The sequence below is a fragment of the Pseudomonas sp. B22(2017) genome, assembly GCF_002113105.1.
GTDB lineage: Bacteria > Pseudomonadota > Gammaproteobacteria > Pseudomonadales > Pseudomonadaceae > Aquipseudomonas > Aquipseudomonas asiatica.
The window spans coordinates 55,179-74,709 of sequence record NZ_NEJN01000015.1 but is presented as its reverse complement, the minus strand read 5'-3'; the positions used below and the strand labels follow the sequence as shown (position 1 = coordinate 74,709).

17 protein-coding genes are annotated in these 19,531 nt (G+C 64.6%); 9 read left to right on the top strand and 8 right to left on the bottom strand.

Annotation, left to right across the window (positions count from 1 at the left end; genetic code table 11):
• Positions 1–53: 53 nt before the first annotated feature.
• Positions 54–1,619: a beta (1-6) glucans synthase gene (locus tag CAG18_RS23205; protein ID WP_085721652.1), complete on the bottom strand. Its 1,566-nt coding sequence runs from the start codon at positions 1,617–1,619 to the stop codon at positions 54–56.
• 197 nt (positions 1,620–1,816) lie between these two features.
• On the opposite strand from CAG18_RS23205, the gene CAG18_RS23200 reads away from it, so the two are divergent.
• From CAG18_RS23200 to CAG18_RS23190, 3 genes are all read left to right on the top strand, one after another.
• A complete protein-coding gene (locus tag CAG18_RS23200; protein ID WP_085721651.1) occupies positions 1,817–2,677 on the top strand; it encodes a glycine betaine ABC transporter substrate-binding protein in 861 nt (286 codons plus the stop codon).
• Between the two features lie 249 nt (positions 2,678–2,926).
• Positions 2,927–3,238: a DUF485 domain-containing protein gene (locus CAG18_RS23195; protein ID WP_003260090.1), complete on the top strand. Its 312-nt coding sequence runs from the start codon at positions 2,927–2,929 to the stop codon at positions 3,236–3,238.
• The gene (locus CAG18_RS23190) at positions 3,235–4,899 is read left to right on the top strand and encodes a cation acetate symporter (protein ID WP_013971432.1); all 1,665 of its coding nucleotides are present in this window, start codon (positions 3,235–3,237) and stop codon (positions 4,897–4,899) included. Before CAG18_RS23195 ends, CAG18_RS23190 begins: the two co-directional genes overlap by 4 nt.
• 54 nt (positions 4,900–4,953) lie before the next feature.
• On the opposite strand, the gene CAG18_RS23185 is transcribed toward CAG18_RS23190, so the two are convergent.
• Complete coding sequence (locus CAG18_RS23185; protein WP_013971433.1) at positions 4,954–5,106, bottom strand: DUF3309 family protein; 153 nt, start codon at positions 5,104–5,106, stop codon at positions 4,954–4,956.
• Positions 5,107–5,405: 299 nt separating this feature from the next.
• On the opposite strand from CAG18_RS23185, the gene CAG18_RS23180 reads away from it, so the two are divergent.
• The gene (locus tag CAG18_RS23180; RefSeq protein WP_085721650.1) at positions 5,406–6,215 is read left to right on the top strand and encodes an SDR family oxidoreductase; all 810 of its coding nucleotides are present in this window, start codon (positions 5,406–5,408) and stop codon (positions 6,213–6,215) included.
• A 120-nt stretch (positions 6,216–6,335) separates the two neighbouring features.
• Positions 6,336–6,524: a carbon storage regulator CsrA gene (gene csrA, locus CAG18_RS23175; RefSeq protein WP_003259056.1), complete on the top strand. Its 189-nt coding sequence runs from the start codon at positions 6,336–6,338 to the stop codon at positions 6,522–6,524.
• Positions 6,525–6,567: 43 nt separating this feature from the next.
• Here the strand turns inward: csrA and CAG18_RS23170 are convergent, their stop codons facing one another.
• The 5 genes from CAG18_RS23170 to mnmC form a co-directional block, all read right to left on the bottom strand.
• A complete protein-coding gene (locus CAG18_RS23170; RefSeq protein WP_015269288.1) occupies positions 6,568–6,804 on the bottom strand; it encodes a YheU family protein in 237 nt (78 codons plus the stop codon).
• 183 nt (positions 6,805–6,987) lie between these two features.
• The gene (locus CAG18_RS23165) at positions 6,988–8,172 is read right to left on the bottom strand and encodes an osmoprotectant NAGGN system M42 family peptidase (RefSeq protein WP_085721649.1); all 1,185 of its coding nucleotides are present in this window, start codon (positions 8,170–8,172) and stop codon (positions 6,988–6,990) included.
• A gap of 130 nt (positions 8,173–8,302) precedes the next feature.
• Positions 8,303–10,048 (bottom strand): N-acetylglutaminylglutamine synthetase, encoded by a 1,746-nt coding sequence (ngg, locus tag CAG18_RS23160; RefSeq protein WP_054573481.1) that lies wholly within the window; start codon positions 10,046–10,048, stop codon positions 8,303–8,305.
• 3 nt (positions 10,049–10,051) lie between these two features.
• Positions 10,052–11,839 carry an N-acetylglutaminylglutamine amidotransferase gene (locus tag CAG18_RS23155; RefSeq protein ID WP_013971438.1) on the bottom strand — a complete coding sequence of 596 codons (1,788 nt, stop codon included), beginning with the start codon at positions 11,837–11,839 and terminating at the stop codon, positions 10,052–10,054.
• 231 nt (positions 11,840–12,070) lie between these two features.
• Entirely contained in the window at positions 12,071–14,035 is a 1,965-nt protein-coding gene (mnmC, locus tag CAG18_RS23150) for a bifunctional tRNA (5-methylaminomethyl-2-thiouridine)(34)-methyltransferase MnmD/FAD-dependent 5-carboxymethylaminomethyl-2-thiouridine(34) oxidoreductase MnmC (RefSeq protein ID WP_085721648.1), read from the bottom strand.
• 153 nt (positions 14,036–14,188) lie between these two features.
• On the opposite strand from mnmC, the gene pap reads away from it, so the two are divergent.
• Positions 14,189–15,682 carry a polyphosphate:AMP phosphotransferase gene (gene pap, locus CAG18_RS23145; RefSeq protein ID WP_085721647.1) on the top strand — a complete coding sequence of 498 codons (1,494 nt, stop codon included), beginning with the start codon at positions 14,189–14,191 and terminating at the stop codon, positions 15,680–15,682.
• 255 nt (positions 15,683–15,937) lie between these two features.
• On the top strand, positions 15,938–16,900 hold the full coding sequence (locus CAG18_RS23140; RefSeq protein WP_085721646.1) for a DMT family transporter: 963 nt from the start codon (positions 15,938–15,940) through the stop codon (positions 16,898–16,900).
• Between the two features lie 123 nt (positions 16,901–17,023).
• Here CAG18_RS23140 and CAG18_RS23135 read toward each other — a convergent pair whose 3' ends face one another.
• Complete coding sequence (locus CAG18_RS23135; protein WP_085721645.1) at positions 17,024–18,418, bottom strand: class II fumarate hydratase; 1,395 nt, start codon at positions 18,416–18,418, stop codon at positions 17,024–17,026.
• 155 nt (positions 18,419–18,573) lie between these two features.
• Here CAG18_RS23135 and CAG18_RS23130 point away from each other — a divergent pair, with 155 nt between their 5' ends.
• Positions 18,574–19,098: a DUF2059 domain-containing protein gene (locus tag CAG18_RS23130; RefSeq protein ID WP_003259051.1), complete on the top strand. Its 525-nt coding sequence runs from the start codon at positions 18,574–18,576 to the stop codon at positions 19,096–19,098.
• A gap of 10 nt (positions 19,099–19,108) precedes the next feature.
• Positions 19,109–19,405 (top strand): BolA family transcriptional regulator, encoded by a 297-nt coding sequence (locus CAG18_RS23125; RefSeq protein ID WP_003252644.1) that lies wholly within the window; start codon positions 19,109–19,111, stop codon positions 19,403–19,405.
• The last annotated feature ends 126 nt before the right edge of the window (positions 19,406–19,531 follow it).

The following is a 19,531-nucleotide window of genomic DNA, read 5'->3' as shown; positions in this document are numbered from 1 at the left end:
CTCCTGTGGGAGCTGGCTTGCCTGCGATGGAGCGCGAAGCGGTCCCAAGGATATCAGGCCGGGCGCAGCCGCAAGCTCCGCCACAAGGCCGCGGTCATCAGCACACTGACCACTGCCCATCCCCAGGCCTGTTGGTTCTCCAACCCTTCCACAAACAACTGCGGCGCCACCCCGGTACCGACGATGAACGCCAGTAACGCCACCTCCGCACGCCGCGCCCGCACCGGCCACACTGCAAACACCAGCGCCGGCAACGCCAACGCTGCGCTGGGGAAGCTGCGGTAGCGTGGGTCGAACACCATCGCCAGCATGCTCACCGCCGCGGCAAAACCCGCCGCCAGCAATAGCCAGCCGGCCCGCGCCTGCAACCAGGCGTACAGGCGCTCGCGCCAGCCCGCGCGCCGTGCCAGGGCCAGCACGGCATGGGCCAGCACCAGCAGGTTCAGCCCTGCCAGAAGCACCGCCCACAGCCACTCCCCGGCAAAGCGCGCATGGGTGCGCATCAGCTCGCCCCAAAGCCCCAGGCAGCCTGCCCCAAACGCTGCCAGCAACGGCAGCAGCATGGCCGCCGCCGGGGTGGCCGGGCGCCCGGCAAGCATCAGCATCAGCACCATTAGCACAGCACTGGCCAGCAACCACTGCGGCCAGTAAGGCAGGTTGCTCACCGGTCCTTCGAGTATGCCCTTGTCCTGCCGGTCGGCATCGTAAAGCCCCCAGTAACCACCGACCGCCCCCTCATTGGCGCGCTTCCATGGCTGGTCGAACGCCTCGATCAGGTTGTAGTGCCAGCCGTTGCTTTCGGCCATGGCCACGAACCCGCGAATGAAGCGCGCCTCGTTGACCCGGCTGGGCTGTGCGGTTTCGCGCTGGCGGCCTTCGCTGGGCCAGCCGGTTTCACCGATCAGAATGTCCTTCGGCGCGAAGCGCGTGCCGAACACCCGGCGCACATCGGCGACGTGGGCCAGGGCTTCGTCGATGCCCCGCGGGTCGTCTTCCCAGTAAGGCAGCAAGTGGATAGTCAGGAAGTCCACCGCAGGCGCTACCTGCGGGTGCTGCAACCAGAATTCCCACACATCGGCGTAGGTTACCGGCACCTTGACCTGGCTTTTCACCCGGGCGATCAGCGTGGCCAGGTGTGCGCCGGTCACCTCCTTGCGTAGCAGCGTCTCGTTGCCGACGATCACCGCGCTGACCACGTCGGGGTTGGCATTGGCGGCGGCGATCAGTAGCTCGATTTCTTTCTCGGTGTCGGCCGGGTGGGCGTTGACCCAGGCACCCAGCATCACCTTCAGGCCATGCTTGCGTGCCAGCGCCGGGATTGCTTCAAGACCGGTCTGGGAATAGGTGCGGATGCACTGGAAACGCTCGGCCAGCAACGCCAGGTCGGCATCCATGCGGGCCGGGCGCAGGCGCAACGGCTGGTCGTAGGGCGACTGGTCCTTGTCGAACGGGGTATACGAGGCGCATTGCAGCTTGTGCGTCGGGCTGGCCGCATCCGGCAGTTGCACCGGCTTGCCAAGCCCGTACCAGAGCCCTCCGAGCCCGAGCAGGGCGAGCAGGCAGGCAAGCAGGGACAACGGCAGCAGCAGGCGGGTAGAACTGGGCATCGGGCGGTCCATCGTCAGGCGCAAAAGGGTAGATAGTAGCCCGGCGCCAAACTTTTGGCATGCAAGGATCGCGCAGGGCGGCATAGGCCGATGGCGCTAATGGCATAGTGCTGTCGCATATGGGGCGGATATAGGTCGTAGCTGGAGCAGGTCGACTATTGTTGCAGGACGATGATGCAAATTCCGAGACCTGACGAGGGGATGCTTTGATGGCTGCTAATACAAGAATGCGACGTTTGCTGGGTGTGGGCACCGCCATGGTACTGGCCATGGGCGCGGCACAGGCAATGGCCAAAGAAGTCAGCATTGGTTACGTGGATGGTTGGGCTGACAGCGTGGCGACCACCAACGTGGCTGCCGAAGTGATCAAGCAGAAGCTCGGCTACGACGTGAAGTTGCAGGCCGTGGCCACCGGGATCATGTGGCAGGGCGTGGCCACCGGCAAGCTCGATGCCATGTTGTCGGCCTGGTTGCCGGTGACCCATGGCGAGTACTGGGCCAAGAACAAGGACAACGTGGTCGACTACGGCCCGAACTTCAAGGACGCCAAGATTGGCCTGATCGTCCCTGAGTACGTCAAGGCGGTGAGCATCGCCGACCTCAAGACCGATGACACCTTCAAGCAGAAGATCGTCGGCATCGACGCCGGCTCCGGCGTAATGCTCAAGACCGACCAGGCCATCAAGGACTACGACCTGACCGGTTACAAGCTGCAGGCCAGTTCCGGCGCGGCGATGACAGCAGAACTGGGCCGTGCCTATGCCAAGCAGCAGTCGATTGCGGTGACCGGCTGGGTACCGCACTGGATGTTCGCCAAGTGGAAACTGAAGTTCCTCGAAGACCCGAAAGGCGTGTATGGCGCCGCGGAAACCGTGAACAGCATCGGCAGCAAGGAACTGGCGACCAAGGCCCCGGAAGTGGCGGAGTTCCTGAAGAAGTTCAACTGGCAGTCGAAGGACGAGATTGGCGAAGTGATGCTGGCTATCCAGGAAGGCGCCAAGCCTGAAGCGGCGGCCAAGGACTGGGTGGCCAAGCACCCTGATCGCGTGAAGGAGTGGACTGGCAAGTAACAACCCGTTCCGTTGTAGGAGCAGCCTTGTGCTGCGAAGAGGCCGGTGCAAGCTGCGAAGATTCGGGCAGCCTGTACCGGCCTCTTCGCAGCACAAGGCTGCTCCTACAGGGATATGTGCAGCTGTTTTGTTGCGTGATCCGTAAAACACCGTTGCATCTAAGACTAAGGTCGTCTGGTTGGCGTCCGATAGCCGCATAAAGTAAGGGTCGTGGGTTCCACCCCTATCTGTGCTGCTAGGACAAAAACAATGAACGACAGCATTTACCTCTCGATACAAAACAGCCCCCGCTTCAAGGAGCTGGTCACCAAACGCGAACGGTTCGCCTGGATTCTCTCGGCGATCATGCTCGGCCTGTACTGCGCCTTCATCCTCCTGATCGCCTACGGTCCTCAGATCCTGGGCACCAAGCTCAGCCCTGAGTCGTCGATTACCTGGGGCATCCCCCTGGGCGTCGGCCTGATCGTTTCGGCATTCGTCCTGACCGCCATCTACGTACGCCGCGCCAACGGCGAATTCGATGAGCTGAACAAGGCCATCCTGAAGGAGGCGCAACAATGATTCGCCACGCCAAAGCCCTGGCCGTACTGGCCTGCGGAGCCTTCGCACCCGCCGTGTGGGCCGCCGATGCCCTGACCGGCGAGGTGCAGAAGCAACCGCTGAACGTCTCCGCGATCGCCATGTTCGTGGCCTTCGTCGCCTTCACCCTCGGTATCACCTACTGGGCCTCCAAGCGCAACAAGTCGGCGTCGGACTACTACGCCGCCGGGGGCAAGATCACCGGCTTCCAGAACGGCCTGGCGATTGCCGGTGACTACATGTCGGCCGCCTCGTTCCTGGGTATTTCCGCACTCGTGTTCACCTCTGGCTACGACGGCCTGATCTATTCGATCGGCTTCCTGGTCGGCTGGCCGATCATCCTCTTCCTGATCGCCGAACGCCTGCGCAACCTGGGCAAGTACACCTTCGCCGACGTGGCCTCGTACCGCCTCGGGCAGAAGGAGATCCGCACCCTGTCGGCCTCCGGTTCGCTGGTGGTGGTGGCGTTCTACCTGATCGCGCAGATGGTCGGTGCCGGCAAGCTGATCGAGCTGCTGTTCGGCCTGGACTACCACGTGGCGGTGATCCTGGTGGGTATCCTGATGTGCCTGTATGTACTGTTCGGCGGCATGCTGGCCACTACCTGGGTACAGATCATCAAGGCCGTGTTGCTGCTGTCCGGTGCCAGCTTCATGGCGCTGATGGTGATGAAGCACGTGGGCTTCGACTTCAACACCCTGTTCTCCGAGGCAATCAAGGTGCACGCCAAGGGCGAGGCGATCATGAGCCCGGGCGGCCTGGTCAAGGACCCGATCTCGGCATTCTCGCTGGGCCTGGCGTTGATGTTCGGTACCGCCGGCCTGCCGCACATCCTGATGCGCTTCTTCACCGTCAGTGACGCCAAGGAAGCGCGCAAGAGCGTGCTGTACGCCACCGGCTTCATCGGCTACTTCTACATCCTCACCTTCATTATCGGCTTTGGCGCCATCCTGCTGGTCAGCACCAACCCGGACTTCAAGGACGCCGCTGGCGCCCTGCTGGGTGGCAACAACATGGCAGCGGTGCACCTGGCCAACGCCGTGGGTGGCAGCGTGTTCCTCGGCTTCATCTCGGCCGTTGCCTTCGCCACCATCCTGGCGGTGGTTGCCGGCCTGACCCTGGCCGGTGCCTCGGCGGTGTCCCACGACCTGTACGCCAGTGTATGGCGCAAGGGCAAGGCCAACGACAAGGACGAGATCCGCGTGTCGAAGATCACCACCGTCGCCCTGGGCGTACTGGCGATCGGCCTGGGTATCCTGTTCGAGAAGCAGAACATCGCCTTCATGGTCGGCCTGGCGTTCTCCATCGCGGCCAGCTGCAACTTCCCGGTACTGCTGCTCTCGATGTACTGGAAGAAGCTGACCACCCGCGGTGCGATGATCGGCGGCTGGCTGGGCCTGGTGAGCGCGGTGACGCTGATGATCCTCGGCCCGACCATCTGGGTGCAGATCCTCGGCCACGAGAAGCCGATCTACCCGTACGAGTACCCGGCGCTGTTCTCGATGCTGATCGCCTTCGTCGGTATCTGGTTCTTCTCGGTCACCGACAAGTCCAAGGCTGCCGAAGACGAACGTGCGCTGTTCTTCCCGCAGTTCGTGCGTTCGCAGACTGGCCTGGGCGCTTCGGGTGCTGTTTCGCACTGATCCTTCCGGCAATGAAAAACCGCGCTTCGGCGCGGTTTTTTTGTGTTTTCGCCGCTAGATCATGCCTAGCAGCAACAAAACCAGCAGAACTACCAGCACCACGCCGATGATGCCGGACGGGCCATAGCCCCAGCTGCGCGAGTGCGGGAAGACCGGTAAGCCACCAATCAGCAGAAGGATCAGGATGATGATGAGAATCGTTGTCATGACGGAGTCCTTGCGTGGTTGAGGGTCAAGGGCCTCGGACTGCTGGCCTCTTGTAAATAAGGACTGGTGGTGAGTGTCAAAGATTCCATTTGTGTAGGGCTTGTACCGGCCTCTTCGCAGCACAAGGCTGCTCCTACAGGTGTGTGCGGTCCCTGTAGGAGCAGCCTTGTGCTGCGAAGAGGCCGGTGCAGGCTAACCACACAATCATGCCCCTCCATTCACTACCCTGATGAACCCTGCCTGCCCACCAGGCCTTGATTAGACTGGTTGCACAACCCATCAGAACAAGGCCAGCCACCATGCAAAAACGCATCATGATTACCGGCGCCGGGTCCGGCCTCGGTCGCGAGATCGCCCTGCGCTGGGCGCGTGAGGGCTGGCGCCTGGCGCTGGCCGATGTCAACGAAGCCGGCCTGCGCGAAACCCTGGAGCTGGCCCGCGCAGCTGGCGGCGAAGGCTTTGCCCAGCGTTGCGACGTGCGCGACTACAGCCAGCTCACCGCCCTGGCCCAGGCCTGCACCGAGCAGTTCGGTGGTATCGATGTGGTCGTCAACAACGCTGGCGTCGCTTCGGGCGGGTTCTTCGCCGAACTGTCGCTGGAGGACTGGGACTGGCAGATCGCGGTCAACCTGATGGGTGTGGTCAAGGGCTGCAAGGCCTTTCTGCCGCTGCTGGAGCGCAGCAAGGGGCGAATCATCAACATCGCCTCGATGGCTGCGCTGATGCAGGGGCCGGGCATGAGCAACTACAACGTGGCCAAGGCCGGCGTACTGGCCCTGTCGGAAAGCCTGCTGGTCGAGCTACGCGAACTGGAAGTGGCGGTGCACGTGGTGTGCCCGTCTTTCTTCCAGACCAACCTGCTGGACTCGTTCCGCGGGCCGAACCCGGCGATGAAAGCCCAGGTTGGCAAGCTGCTTGAAGGCTCGCCGATCAATGCGGCGGACATCGCCGAATACATCCACCGGCAGGTTGCCGCTGGTGAGTTCCTGATCCTGCCCCATGAGGCCGGGCGCCAGGCCTGGCAACTGAAGCGTCAGGCACCTGAGCGGCTGTATGACGAGATGGCTGAGATGGCGGTGAAAATGCGGGCCAAGGCTCAGTCGCGATGATTCGTCTGTAAGGAAAGTTACCGGCAGATGTAGGGTGCTTCTGAATCACGGTAGAACTATTGAGTAGCCCTATGCCGTCAAGGCAGGCTCCGGTTTTCCCTTTCGCTGGAGGAACGGAGCATGCTGGTAATAGGGCGCGAAGTGGGAGAGATCATCGTGATTGGTGATGACATTCGGATCATGGTCGTGGAAACGCGGGACGGGATGGTGCGCTTTGGCGTGGATGCACCGCGGCAAGTGCCGGTGCATCGGGCCGAGGTGTACAAGCGCATCAAGGAAGGGCAGCAGGCCAAGGCCCGCAGGGTTTGATGTTGCCTGTGCCGGCCTCTTCGCGGGCACGCCCGCGAAGAGGTCAGATCTGTTGGTCGAGCAGCTCGCGGGGCACATCATGCTTGGCCAGCAACTGGCACTGCTGGCTTTCCGGGTCGAAAAGGATGAACGCCTGGCCCTTGGCCAATGCCTGGCGCACCCGCAGCACGCGGGTTTCCAGCGGGGTGTCGTCGCCGTTGTCGGTACCGTCGCGGGTGACGAAGTCCTCGATCAGGCGGGTCAGGGTTTCGGCTTGCAGTTGGTCGTAGGGGATCAGCATGGTGGCGTTGCCTAGGGTCTTGGTGGGGGCATGCTACGCGAAACATTCGGGATTTTGGGGCCGCGTTGCGGCCCAATCGCCGGCAAGCCAGCTCCCACAGGGACAGCACAAAGCCTGGGCCTGTGGTTATCCTGTGGGAGCTGGCTTGCCGGCGATTGGGCTGCAAAGCAGCCCCCAGGGCCCTCAGCCTTTGTTGCCAACCAGGCTATCAACCGCCGGCACCCGCGTATCGCTCTCCATCTGTGCATCATGTTCCAGCTGGTGGCTGAAGCGCTCCAACGATGCATTGGCCGGCTGCGAATCACTGGCAAACACCGGCGGGCTCAGCAGGTACGCCGACAACAAGTGGCTCAACGCCGCCAGGCTGTCGATGTGTGTTCGCTCGTAGCCATGGGTGGCATCGCAACCAAAGGCTACCAGCGCGGTACGAATATCGTGCCCCGCCGTCACTGCCGAATGGGCATCGCTGAAGTAGTAGCGGAACAGATCGCGCCGCACCGGCAGGTCGTGGTCGCCGGCCAGTTTCAGCAGGTGCCGGGACAGGTGGTAGTCGTAAGGCCCCGACGAGTCCTGCATGGCCACGCTCACTGCATGTTCGCTGGAGGCCTGCCCGGGCGCCACCGGGGCGATGTCGATGCCGACGAACTCGCTGACGTCCCAGGGCAGGGCGCCAGCCGCTCCCGAGCCGGTCTCTTCGGTGATGGTGAACAGCGGGTGGCAGTCGATCAACGGTTGGCGGCCGCTTTCCACCACGGCTTTCAGCGCCGCCAGCAGCGCTGCCACGCCGGCCTTGTCGTCCAGGTGGCGGGCGCTGATGTGGCCGCTTTCGGTGAATTCGGGCAGCGGGTCGAAGGCAACGAAATCACCGATGCTTACACCCAGCGCCTCGCAGTCGGCGCGGGTGGCGCAGTAGGCGTCCAGGCGTACCTCAACGTGCTCCCAGCTGACCGGCATCTGGTCGATGGCGGTGTTGAAAGCATGCCCGCTGGCCATCAGCGGCAGCACGCTGCCCCGGTATACGCCGGTGTCGGTGAACACGCTGACCCGGCTGCCTTCGGCGAAGCGGCTGGACCAGCAACCGACTGGCGCCAGGGCCAGGCGGCCGTTGTCCTGCAACTGGCGCACGCTGGCGCCGATGGTGTCCAGGTGAGCGGACACGGCGCGGTCGGGCGAGGTCTGGCGGCCCTTCAGGGTGGCGCGGATGGTGCCGCGGCGGGTCAGCTCGAAAGGGATGCCCAGTTCGTCCAGGCGCTCGGCCACGTAGCGCACAATGGTGTCGGTGAAACCGGTGGGGCTGGGGATGGCGAGCATCTCCAGCAGCACGCGCTTGAGATAGTCGAGATCGGGTTCGGGATGTCGGTCGGACATGGTTGGGGAACTCCTTTACTCCTGTGCCGGCCTCTTCGCGGGCACGCCCGCTCCTACAGGAACCCCACAAGTCTCGAGGGCTGTGCTGGACCTGTGGGAGCGGGCGAGCCCGCGAAGAGGCCATCAGCCTTTACGCCAAAGGCCGGCTATGCGGAAACAGCAGATCGATAAAACGCTCGGCGGTCGGTTGCGGTTCATGGTTGGCCAAGCCGGCACGCTCGTTGGCCTCGATGATCACGTACTCCGGTTGCCCGGCATCACGCACCATGAAGTCCAGCCCCACCACCGGGATCTCCAGCGCCCGTGCAGCGCGCACGGCGGCTTCGGCCAGCACCGGGTGCAGGCGTTCGGTCACGTCTTCCAGGGTGCCGCCGGTGTGCAGGTTGGCGGTGCGTCGCACGGCCAGGCGCTGGCCGGCGGGCAACACGTCGTCGTAGCCAAAGCCCGCCGCGCGCAGGGTGCGCTCGGTTTCGTCGTCCAGTGGAATGCGGCTTTCGCCACCGGTTGCGGCCTGGCGCCGACGGCTCTGGGCATCGATCAGCTCGCGGATGCTGTGCTTGCCATCGCCCAGCACTTGCGCTGGGTGACGGATGGCTGCCGCCACCACTTCGTAGCCGATCACCACGATGCGCAGGTCATGCCCGGCATGGAAGCTTTCCAGCAACACGCGGCTGTCGAACTGGCGGGCATGCGCCACGGCTTGGGTGATGTCGTCGATGCAGGTGAGGTTCACCGCCACTCCCTGGCCTTGCTCGCCATCGACCGGCTTGACCACCACCGCGCCATGCTCTTCGAGAAACGCCAGGTTGTCGTCGGCATTGCCGGCCAGCTGCTGCGCCGGCACCTGCAACCCGGCATTGTGCAAGGCATGTTGGGTAAGGCGCTTGTCCTGACACAGGGTCATGGTCACGGCGCTGGTCAGGTCGCTGAGCGACTCACGGCAGCGAATGCGGCGCCCGCCCAGGCTGAGGGTGAACAGGCCGCCGGCGGCATCGTCGACTTGTACCTCGATGCCTCGACGCAGCGCTTCGTCGACGATGATGCGTGCGTAGGGGTTGAGGTCGGCTTGAGGCCCCGGCCCCAGAAACAGCTGTTCGTTGATGCCGTTCTTGCGCTTGACCGCGAAGGTCGGCAGGTTGCGAAAACCCAGCTTCTGGTAAAGGCGCTTGGCCTGGCGGTTGTCGTGCAGCACCGACAGGTCCAGGTAGGCCAGGCCGCGGCTCATGAAGTGTTCGATCAGATGGCGCACCAGCACCTCGCCCACGCCGGGGCGGGTGCAGTGCGGGTCTACCGCCAGGCACCAGAGGCTGCTGCCGTGCTCGGGGTCGTCGAACGCCTTGGCGTGGTTCAGGCCCATGACGCTGCCGATCACCGCGCCGCTGTCTTCGTCCTCGGCCAGCCAGTACGCCGGGCCGCCCAGGTGCAGTGGCGTAAGCAGCTCGGCGTCCACCGGCAACATGCCGCGCGCCTGGTACAGGGTGTTTATCGCCTGCCAGTCGCCCGGGTTTTGCGCCCGGCGCACACGAAAGCCGCGGAACACCCGCTGCGCCGGGCGGTAGTCGGTGAACCACAGGCGCAGGGTGTCGGACGGGTCAAGGAACAGTTGCTGCGGGGCCTGGGCCAGCAGCTGCTGCGGCGCGGCCACATACAGGGCGATATCGCGCTCGCCGGGGCGTTCTTCCAGCAGGTCGGCGGCCAGGTCGGCCGGGTTGGGGTAGGTGTGGCCAATCAGCAGCCGGCCCCAGCCGCAATGTACGGCGCGCGGCTGGTCGTGGGGCTGGCTGCCGTCGCCGGCCAGGCGCGCCTGCAGGCGCTCGTAGGACGGCGCCTGGCCGCGCAGCAGGCGCTGACCGTAAGCGATTTCATGGGCTTTCATCGGTCAGATTCCTTGTTCGCTCAGCCACAGGTTCAGCGCCGCCAGCTGCCACAGCTTGGAGCCGCGTAGCGGTGTCAGCTGGCCGTGCGGGTTGCTCAGCAGGCGGTCGAGCATGGCCGGGTTGAACAGCCCGCGGTCCTGGCTGGGGTCGGTCAGCAGTTCACGTACCCAGCCGAGGGTGGCGCCTTCCAGATGCTTCAGGCCCGGCACCGGGAAGTAGCCCTTCTTGCGGTCGATCACTTCGTGCGGGATCACCCGCCGCGCCGCCTGCTTGAGCACCTGCTTGCCGCCGTCGGGCAGCTTGAAGCGTGCCGGAATGCGTGCCGAAAGCTCCACCAGGCGGTAGTCGAGGAATGGCGTGCGCGCCTCCAGGCCCCAGGCCATGGTCATGTTGTCGACCCGTTTGACCGGGTCGTCGACCAGCATCACCGTGCTGTCCAGGCGCAGCGCCTTGTCTACCGCATCGGGGGCGCCAGGGCGGGCGAAATGTTCACGGACGAAGTCGCCCGCTGCGTCGCTTTCCAGCAGCCAGGGTGCCTGCACGGTGTCGCGGTACTCGGCGTGGCTGCGATCGAAGAAGGCTTCGCGGTAGGCGGCAAAGGCATCCTCTGCGCCGTCCACCTGCGGGTACCAGTGGTAGCCGGCGAACAGCTCGTCGGCGCCCTGGCCGCTTTGCACGCCCTTGCAGTGCCTGGCCACTTCCCGCGACAGCAGGTAGAAGGCGATGCAGTCATGGCTGACCATGGGTTCGCTCATGGCGCGGAAGGCGGCTGGCAACTGGTCGATGATTTCGTGCTCGGCAATGCGCAGCTGGTGGTGACGGGTGCCGTAGTGCTTGGCGATCAGGTCGGAGTACTGGAACTCGTCGCCGCGTTCGCCACCGGCATCCTCGAAACCGATGGAGAAGGTCGACAGGTCATCCACGCCCACTTCGCGCAGCAAGCCGACCAGCAGGCTGGAATCGACTCCGCCAGACAGCAGTACACCTACGTCCACTGCTGCCCGTTGGCGAATGGCCACTGCGTCGCGGGTGGCGTCGAGCACGCGGGTGGTCCAGCCTTCCAGGTCCAGCTCACGTTCATCGGGGTTGGCGCCGTAGTGCAGCTGCCACCAGGTCTGGCGTTCCACTTCGCCATGACGATCGATGCGCATCCAGGTACCGGGTTCCAGCTTTTGCACGTTGGCCAGCAGGGTGCGTGGCGCCGGCACCACGGCGTGGAAATTCAGGTAGTGGTTGAGTGCCACCGGGTCGAGCATCGGGTCGATGTCACCACCCTTGAGCAGCGCTGGCAGGGTCGAGGCGAAGCGCAGGCGCTCGCCGTTGCGCGACAGGTACAAGGGCTTTACGCCCAGGCGGTCGCGGGCGAGGAACAGGCGCTGGTTGTCGCGTTCCCAGATGGCCAGGGCGAACATGCCATTGAGCTTGGGCAGCAGGGCCGCGCCCCAGGCGTGGTAGCCCTTCAGCAACACCTCGGTGTCGCCGTCGGACCAGAAGCTGTAGCCCAGGGCTTGCAGCTCCTGGCGCAGTTCGGGGAAGTTGTAGATGGCGCCGTTGAAGGCCAGCGACAGGCCCAGGGTGTTGTCCACCATCGGCTGGGCAGAGCCGTCGGACAGGTCCATGATTTTCAGGCGCCGGTGGCCGAGGGCGATCGGGCCTTGGCTATGGAAGCCCCAGGCATCCGGGCCGCGGGGCGCCAGGTGGTGGGTTATGCGCTCTACCGCAGCCAGGTCGGCTGGGCGAGGGGCTTGGTCGATGGGTGTAAAACGCAACTCTCCTGCTAATCCGCACATAGGTCCTTACCGGTTTTTCCGTTGGGGAGGGGGTGCCCCGGATTAGGGCACCTTAAGGAACTGACCCATGTGGTTTGCGAGAGTTTTAGATCGATCTGTTATATGGGGCTGCTGCGCAGCCCTTCGCGGGCTCGCCCGCTCCCACAGGTTCACCACTGGCCTGGGGCCTTGCGCGGTCCCTGTGGGAGCTGGCTTGCCGGCGATTGGGCTGCGCAGCAGCCCCCGGCCCGATCACTTCCCGCGAATCAACCTGCGCAAGGCAAACCGATTCGGGTGGCACGCCTCCGCCACCGCCCGTGGCAACGGCAGCGGTTCCCCGCACACCCACGCCGCCACCAGTTCGCCGCTCAACGGCGCCGTGATCAACCCGCGCGAGCCGTGCCCGCTGTTCACATACAACCCATCCAGCCAGGGGCAGGCCACGTCCGGCACCTGCCGCGCATCCCGGCCCAGCACTGCATAGGCCTGGGCGAACGCCTGCGCATCCGCCACCGGCCCGACGATCGGCAGGTAATCCGGGCTGGTGCAACGGAACGCTGCACGGCCTTCCAACTGCCCGGGGTCCAGTTCGGCGGCGCCCAGGCGCTGGGCAAGGTCGACCGAAATCTCGTCCAGCAATGCCAGGTTGCCCTGGTGCTCGGCTACCGTCGGCGCCAGGTCTGTGCTGTGGAAGTCGAAGCTCGCGCCCAAGGTGTGTTCATCGCCGCGCGGCGGCGCTACATAGCCTTCCGCACACACCACGGTGCGCAGCGCGCGGCTGCTGGGGGTGGCCGGCAGGCGGGTGATCTGCCCGCGGATGCGCTTGAGCGGCAGCTGCGCGCATGGTTCGAAGCGCAGTATGTCGGCGGCACCGGCCAGCACCACCACCGGCGCGCTGGCCAGCAAACGTTCGCCAGCCCAGGCTTGCCACTGCCCGTCGACCTTGCGCAGCTCGAGCACCTCCTGGTGCGTCAGTAGGCGAATACCCGGGTGCTGCAACTGCTGCTGGCACAGCGCCGGCGGGTGCACCCAGCCACCTTCGGGATAGAACAGCCCGCCAGCCGGCAAGGCCACACCTGCGATGGCTTCGGCTTCTGCACGTTCCAGCGAGTGCAGCAGGCCATGTTCGAAGGCGCCAGCCAGTTTGCCCTGGCGTTCGGCTTCCTTGTTGTCGAAGGCCAGTTGCAGCACGCCGCAGGCATCCCAGTCGTGGCCACGTTGCAGGCGCTGCAGCTGGCGCCGGGTGTAGCCGAAACCGGCGAGGATCATCTGCGACAACGCCGTGCCATGGGCGGATAGCTTGAGGTACAGCACCCCTTGCGGGTTACCCGAAGCTTCCCGAGCCGGCGTGTCGTGGCGTTCCAGCACGGTAACCTGCCAGCCACGCCGTGCCAGGCTGGCGGCGGTGGTGCTGCCGGCGAGCCCGGCGCCTATCACCAGCGCTTCACGCGGCCCCGCAACGGCAGCCGGGCGCGCATACCATGGCGCACCGGGGCTGGGTACAGGGCCGACATAGGCGCCGCTCATCACTTCCCATTTCTTGCCGATGCCCGGCACCTTCTTCATGGCGAAGCCGGCATCGACCAGGCTGCGGCGTACCCAGCCGGTGGTGGTGAAAGTGCCTAGCACCGTGCCCGGGTGTGACAGCCGTGCCAGTTGCGCGAACAGCTCCGGGGTCCACATGTCGGGGTTCTTGGCCGGCGCGAAGCCGTCGAGGAACCACACATCGATCTGCGCATCGAGTTGCGGCAGCTGCTCCAGTACGTCGCCTATCAGCAGGGTGAGGGTGACCCGGCCGTTGTCGAAGGTGAACTGCTGGAAGCCAGGGTGCACCGCCACGTACTGCTCCAGCAGGGGCTGGCTGTAGGCCGCCAGTTCCGGCCACAGGCGTATGGCACGGGCCAGGTCGTCGCGACCGAGGGGGTATTTTTCGACGCTGACGAAATGCAGGCGGGCCTCGGCATGGGCGTGCTGCTCGAACAGTTGCCAGGCGCAGTAGAAATTCATGCCGGTGCCGAACCCGGTTTCGCCGATCACCACGCAGGCGTGCGGGGCGAGGTTGGCAAAGCGCTCGGCCAGACGGGTTTGCCCGAGAAACACGTGCCTGGTTTCTTCGATGCCTTCGTTGACTGCGAAATAGACGTCGTCGTATTGCCGCGAATGGGGGCGGCCCTGGTCGTCCCAGTCGATCTGGGCGTGCTGGAGGAGGGTGGACATGGTTGGCTCGGTTGCAGCGGATGGGCGGATTTTATGCCATCTGAGGATTTTGCGCTGGCTGTGCCGGCCCTATCGCCGGCAAGCCAGCTCCCACAGGTACTGCACAAGCCTTCAAATCCGCTAGTCTTGCTTATCCATTGAAGGAGCCAGTGCATGTTCGAATCCGCAGAAATCGGCCACAGCATCGACAAGGAGGCTTACGACGCCGAGGTACCCGCTTTGCGCGAGGCCCTGCTCGAAGCCCAGTACGAACTCAAGCAGCAGGCGCGCTTCCCGGTGATCGTGCTGATCAACGGTATCGAAGGCGCCGGCAAGGGCGAGACGGTCAAACTGCTGAACGAGTGGATGGACCCGCGCATGATCGATGTGCTCACCTTCGACCAGCAGACCGACGAAGAGCTGGCCCGCCCGCCGGCCTGGCGCTACTGGCGGGCCCTGCCACCCAAGGGGCGGATGGGCGTGTTCTTCGGCAACTGGTACAGCCAGATGCTGCAGGGGCGGGTGCACGGGGTGTTCAAGGATGCCGTGCTCGACCAGGCCATCACCGGCGCCGAACGGCTGGAGGAGATGCTGTGCGACGAGGGGGCGCTGATCATCAAGTTCTGGTTCCACTTGTCCAAGAAGCAGATGAAGGCGCGGCTGAAATCGCTCAAGGACGACCCGCTGCACAGCTGGAAAATCAGCCCGCTGGACTGGCAGCAGTCGGAAACCTACGACCGTTTCGTGCGCTTTGGTGAGCGCGTTCTGCGCCGCACCAGCCGCGACTATGCACCGTGGCATATCATCGAAGGCGTCGACCCGAACTACCGCAGCCTGGCGGTAGGGCGCATCCTGCTGGAAAGCCTGCAGGCGGCACTGGCCAGCAACCCCAAGGACAAGCACCGGGGCAACGTTGCACCGCTGGGCCGCAGCATCGACCAGCTTAGCCTGCTCGGCGCGCTGGACATGACCCTGCGCCTGGACAAGGCCGACTACCAGGAGCAACTGGTCACCGAACAGGCCCGCCTGGCAGGCCTGCTGCGTCACAAGCACATGCGCCGGCATGCCTTGGTGGCGGTGTTCGAAGGCAACGACGCTGCCGGCAAAGGAGGGGCGATCCGCCGCGTGGCGGCAGCGCTGGATCCGCGCCAGTACCGCATCGTGCCAATTGCCGCACCCACTGAGGAAGAACGCGCGCAGCCATACCTTTGGCGGTTCTGGCGGCACATTCCGGCGCGAGGCAAGTTCACCATCTTCGACCGTTCCTGGTATGGCCGGGTGCTGGTGGAGCGTGTGGAAGGCTTCTGCAGCCCGGCGGACTGGATGCGTGCCTACAGCGAGATCAACGATTTCGAGGAACAGCTGGTGAATGCCGGCACGGTGGTGGTCAAGTTCTGGTTGGCGATCGACCAGCAGACCCAGCTGGAGCGTTTCGAAGAGCGCGAGCAGATCCCGTTCAAGCGTTACAAGATCACCGAGGATGACTGGCGCAACCGCGACAAGTGGGACGACTATGTCCAGGCGGTGGGCGACATGGTCGACCGCACCAGCACCGAAATTGCGCCGTGGACGCTGGTGGAGGCCAACGACAAGCGCTGGGCGCGGGTGAAGGTGTTGCGCACCATCAACCAGGCGCTTGAGGCGGCGTTTGCCAGGGACAAGAAATAGCCAGGCTTGTTGGTTGCCTGTTCTGGCCTCTTCGCTGGCACGCCCGCTCCCACAGGATTTGCACACACTCTGAATCTTGTGGGGTCCCAGTGGGAGCGGGCGTGCCCGCGAAAGGGCCAGAACAGGCAGCACAACTGCCAAGCCATGCCGCAGAAGAATGACCTGATGAATTCTTTTCCCGGCACCCGCCACCGTCCCCGCCTTTCAAGCCCGTAGAATTCAACCACCCCCACCACGGGCTCGATCGAGGATTTTATGCACACCATTACCGGCCGCTGGGGCTATGGCCTTTTCCTGGCACTTTTGACGGCGTTGCTCTGGGGCATCCTGCCGATCAAGCTCAAGCAGGTGCTGCAAGTGGTCGACCCGGTCACCGTCACCTGGTACCGCCTGCTGGTCTCCGGCGGCCTGCTGTTCGCCTGGCTGGCCGCCAAGCGCAGGCTGCCTTCCTTCAGCAAGCTGACGCCCAAGGGCAAAGGCCTGGTGGTAATGGCCGTGCTTGGCCTGATGGGCAACTACGTGCTGTACCTGATCGGCCTGAACCTGCTCAGCCCGGGCACCGCCCAACTGGTCGTGCAGATCGGCCCGGTGCTGTTGCTGGTGGCCAGCGTGTTCGTGTTCCGCGAGCGCTTCAGCCTGGGGCAGGGCGTGGGTCTGCTGATCCTGCTGGCGGGGTTCGGGCTGTTTTTCAACCAGCGCCTGGAAGAGCTGCTGACCTCGCTCGGCACCTATACCACCGGCGTGCTGACCATCCTGTTGGCCACCAGCGTCTGGGTGTTCTATGCGCTCAGCCAGAAGCAGTTGCTGACGGTGTGGCATTCGCAGCAGGTAATGATGGTGATCTACCTCAGTTGCGCCGCGCTGCTGACACCCTGGGCCCACCCGTTGGAGGCGTTGCAGCTGACCCCGGTGCAAGGCTGGCTGTTGCTGGCCTGTTGCCTGAACACCCTGGTGGCCTATGGCGCGTTCGCCGAGGCGCTGGCGCACTGGGAGGCGTCGCGGGTGAGTGCCACGCTGGCGCTGACCCCGCTGGTGACCTTTGTCGCGGTGGCACTGGCGGCGTTGGTGTGGCCTGATTATGTGCACGCCGAGGACATCAATGCCCTGGGCTATGTGGGGGCGGTGACCGTGGTGCTGGGCTCGGCGCTGGTGGCGCTGGGGCCTTCGCTGGTGGCCGGGTGGCGCGCCCGCAGGGCGCGGTTGGCCCAGGCTCAATGATCGCCTGTACCGGCCTCTTCGCGGGTGAACCCGCTCCCACAGGGATCCCACAATATTCAGCCTTGTGGTAATCCTGTGGGAGCGGGTTCACCCGCGAAAGGGCCGGTAAAGGCAGTGCACGACTCAGCCCTTACCCCCCGGAGCCAGCATGTTCTCCGGCCTCACCCACTGGTCGAACTGCTCATTGGTCAGGTACTTCAACTCCAGTGCCGCCTCGCGCAAGGTCTTGCCTTCGCCATAGGCCTTCTTGGCAATTTCCGCTGCCTTGTCATAGCCAATATGCGGGTTCAACGCCGTCACCAGCATCAGCCCCCGTTCCAGGTGCGCCGCCATCTGCTCGGCATCCGGCTCGATGCCCGCCACGCAGTGCTGCTGGAAGTTGCGGCAGCCGTCAGCCAGCAATTCGATCGACTGCAGCAAGTTGTGGATGATCACCGGCTTGAACACGTTCAGTTGCAAATGCCCCTGGCTGGCGGCAAAGCCGATCGCCGCGTCGTTGCCCAGCACCTGACAGGCCAGCATCGACAGCGCCTCGCACTGGGTAGGGTTGACCTTGCCTGGCATGATCGAGCTGCCCGGCTCGTTGGCCGGCAGGCGTACCTCGGCCAACCCGGCGCGCGGGCCGGAACCCAGCAGGCGCAGGTCATTGGCGATTTTCATCAGGGCCACGGCCAGGGTCTTCAGGGCGCCGGCCAGGCTGGTCAGTGGCTCGTGGCCGGCGAGGGCAGCGAACTTGTTCGGCGCAGTGACGAACGGCAAGCCGGACAGCGCCGCCAGCTCGGCGGCGATGGCTTCGGCAAAACCATGCGGGGCGTTGAGCCCGGTACCCACGGCGGTGCCGCCCTGGGCCAGTTCGCACACTGCCGGCAGGGTGGCGCGGATGGCGCGCTGGGCGTAGTCGAGCTGCGCGACGAAGGCCGAGACCTCCTGGCCGAAGGTGATCGGCGTGGCGTCCATCATGTGCGTACGGCCGGTCTTTACCAGCTTGTGGTGGCGTGCCGACAGCTCGGCCAGCCCCGAGGACAGCTCTGCGATGGCCGGCAGCAGCTTGTCGTGCACCGCCTGCGCCGCAGCGATATGCATGGCGGTGGGGAAGCAGTCGTTGGAGCTCTGCGAGCGGTTGACGTGGTCGTTGGGGTGCACGGGCGCCTTGCCGCCACGGCCCTTGCCGGCCAGTTCATTGGCCCGACCGGCGATCACTTCGTTGACGTTCATGTTGCTCTGGGTGCCGCTGCCGGTCTGCCAGACCACCAGCGGGAACTGGTCGTCATGCTCGCCGTCCAGCACTTCGTCGGCGGCCTGTTCGACCAGCCGGGCGATGTCGGCCGGCAAGTCGCCGTTACGGTCGTTGACGCGTGCCGCGGCCTTCTTGATCAGCGCCAGGGCATGCAGCACCGCGATGGGCATGCGTTCCTTGCCAATGGCGAAGTTGATCAGCGAACGCTGGGTCTGCGCACCCCAGTAGGCGTCCTCAGGAACTTCGACCGGGCCCAGGCTGTCTGTCTCGATACGGCTCATTCTGTACTCACTCCCTTGTAGTTCGAAATCGCAGTTTAGGCCCTGATTCGACCGAGCGGTTCAGTCGCTCGTCGTGCCACTTGAGCACATCGCCACCACGGCGCAGAATGCTCTACTCTGAGGTACCCGCCTCCCTCTCTTCTGAAGGAAATGCAATGACCCGTCTCCGTGTCCTTTGTGCCGCCGTTGCCCTGGCTTGCGCCAGCGGCCAGGTACTCGCTGCCACCGCCAGCCACAACGCTGCTGCCGAGAAATTCCTGACCCTGGCCAACGCCGACAAGCTGGGCACCCCGGTGTACATGCAGGTCCAGCAGATGTTCGCCCAACGTTTCGCCCAGACCAAGGCCCCGGCCACCAAGCAGCCGGTGCTGGAAAGCTACCAGGCCAAGGCCAACGCCGCGCTGGACAACGCCATCGGCTGGAACAAGCTGAAGCCGAAGATGGTCGACCTGTACACCCAGACCTTCACCGAGCAGGAGCTCAAGGACCTGGTCAAGTTCTACGAATCGCCGCTGGGCAAGAAAGTGCTGCGCGAAATGCCCAAGGTCACCCAGCAGTCGGCCCAGCTGACCCAGCAGAGCCTGGAGCCAGCGGTACCGGTGGTGAACAAGCTGCTGGACGACATGACCAAGGAACTGGACCCGAACGCTGGCAAGGCCGCCGCCCCGGCGAAGAAGTGAGTACGCCGCGATGACCATGCAACAGCGTATCGAACAGCAGTTGGCCGCCCTGGCGCCGCAACACCTGCAAGTGCTCAATGAAAGCCACATGCACAGTCGTGGTCAGGAGACCCACTACAAGGCAGTGATCGTCAGCGAGCAGTTTGCCGGGTTGAACAGCGTCAAGCGCCACCAGAAGGTGTACGCCACCATGGGTGAGCTGATGGGCGAGATCCATGCCCTGGCCATCCACACCTACACCGCCGAAGAGTGGGCCAAGGTCGGCGTTGCACCGGCCTCGCCGGTGTGCGCGGGCGGCGGGCACTGAAACCTTGCTGTTGTTCTGGTAGAATCCTGCAAAATCCGGGGGCCGCTTTGCGGCCCATTCGCGGCACAAGGCCGCTCCTACAGGGATAGCGCAGCCCGTCGGCTGGTGCATTCCCCTGTAGGAGCG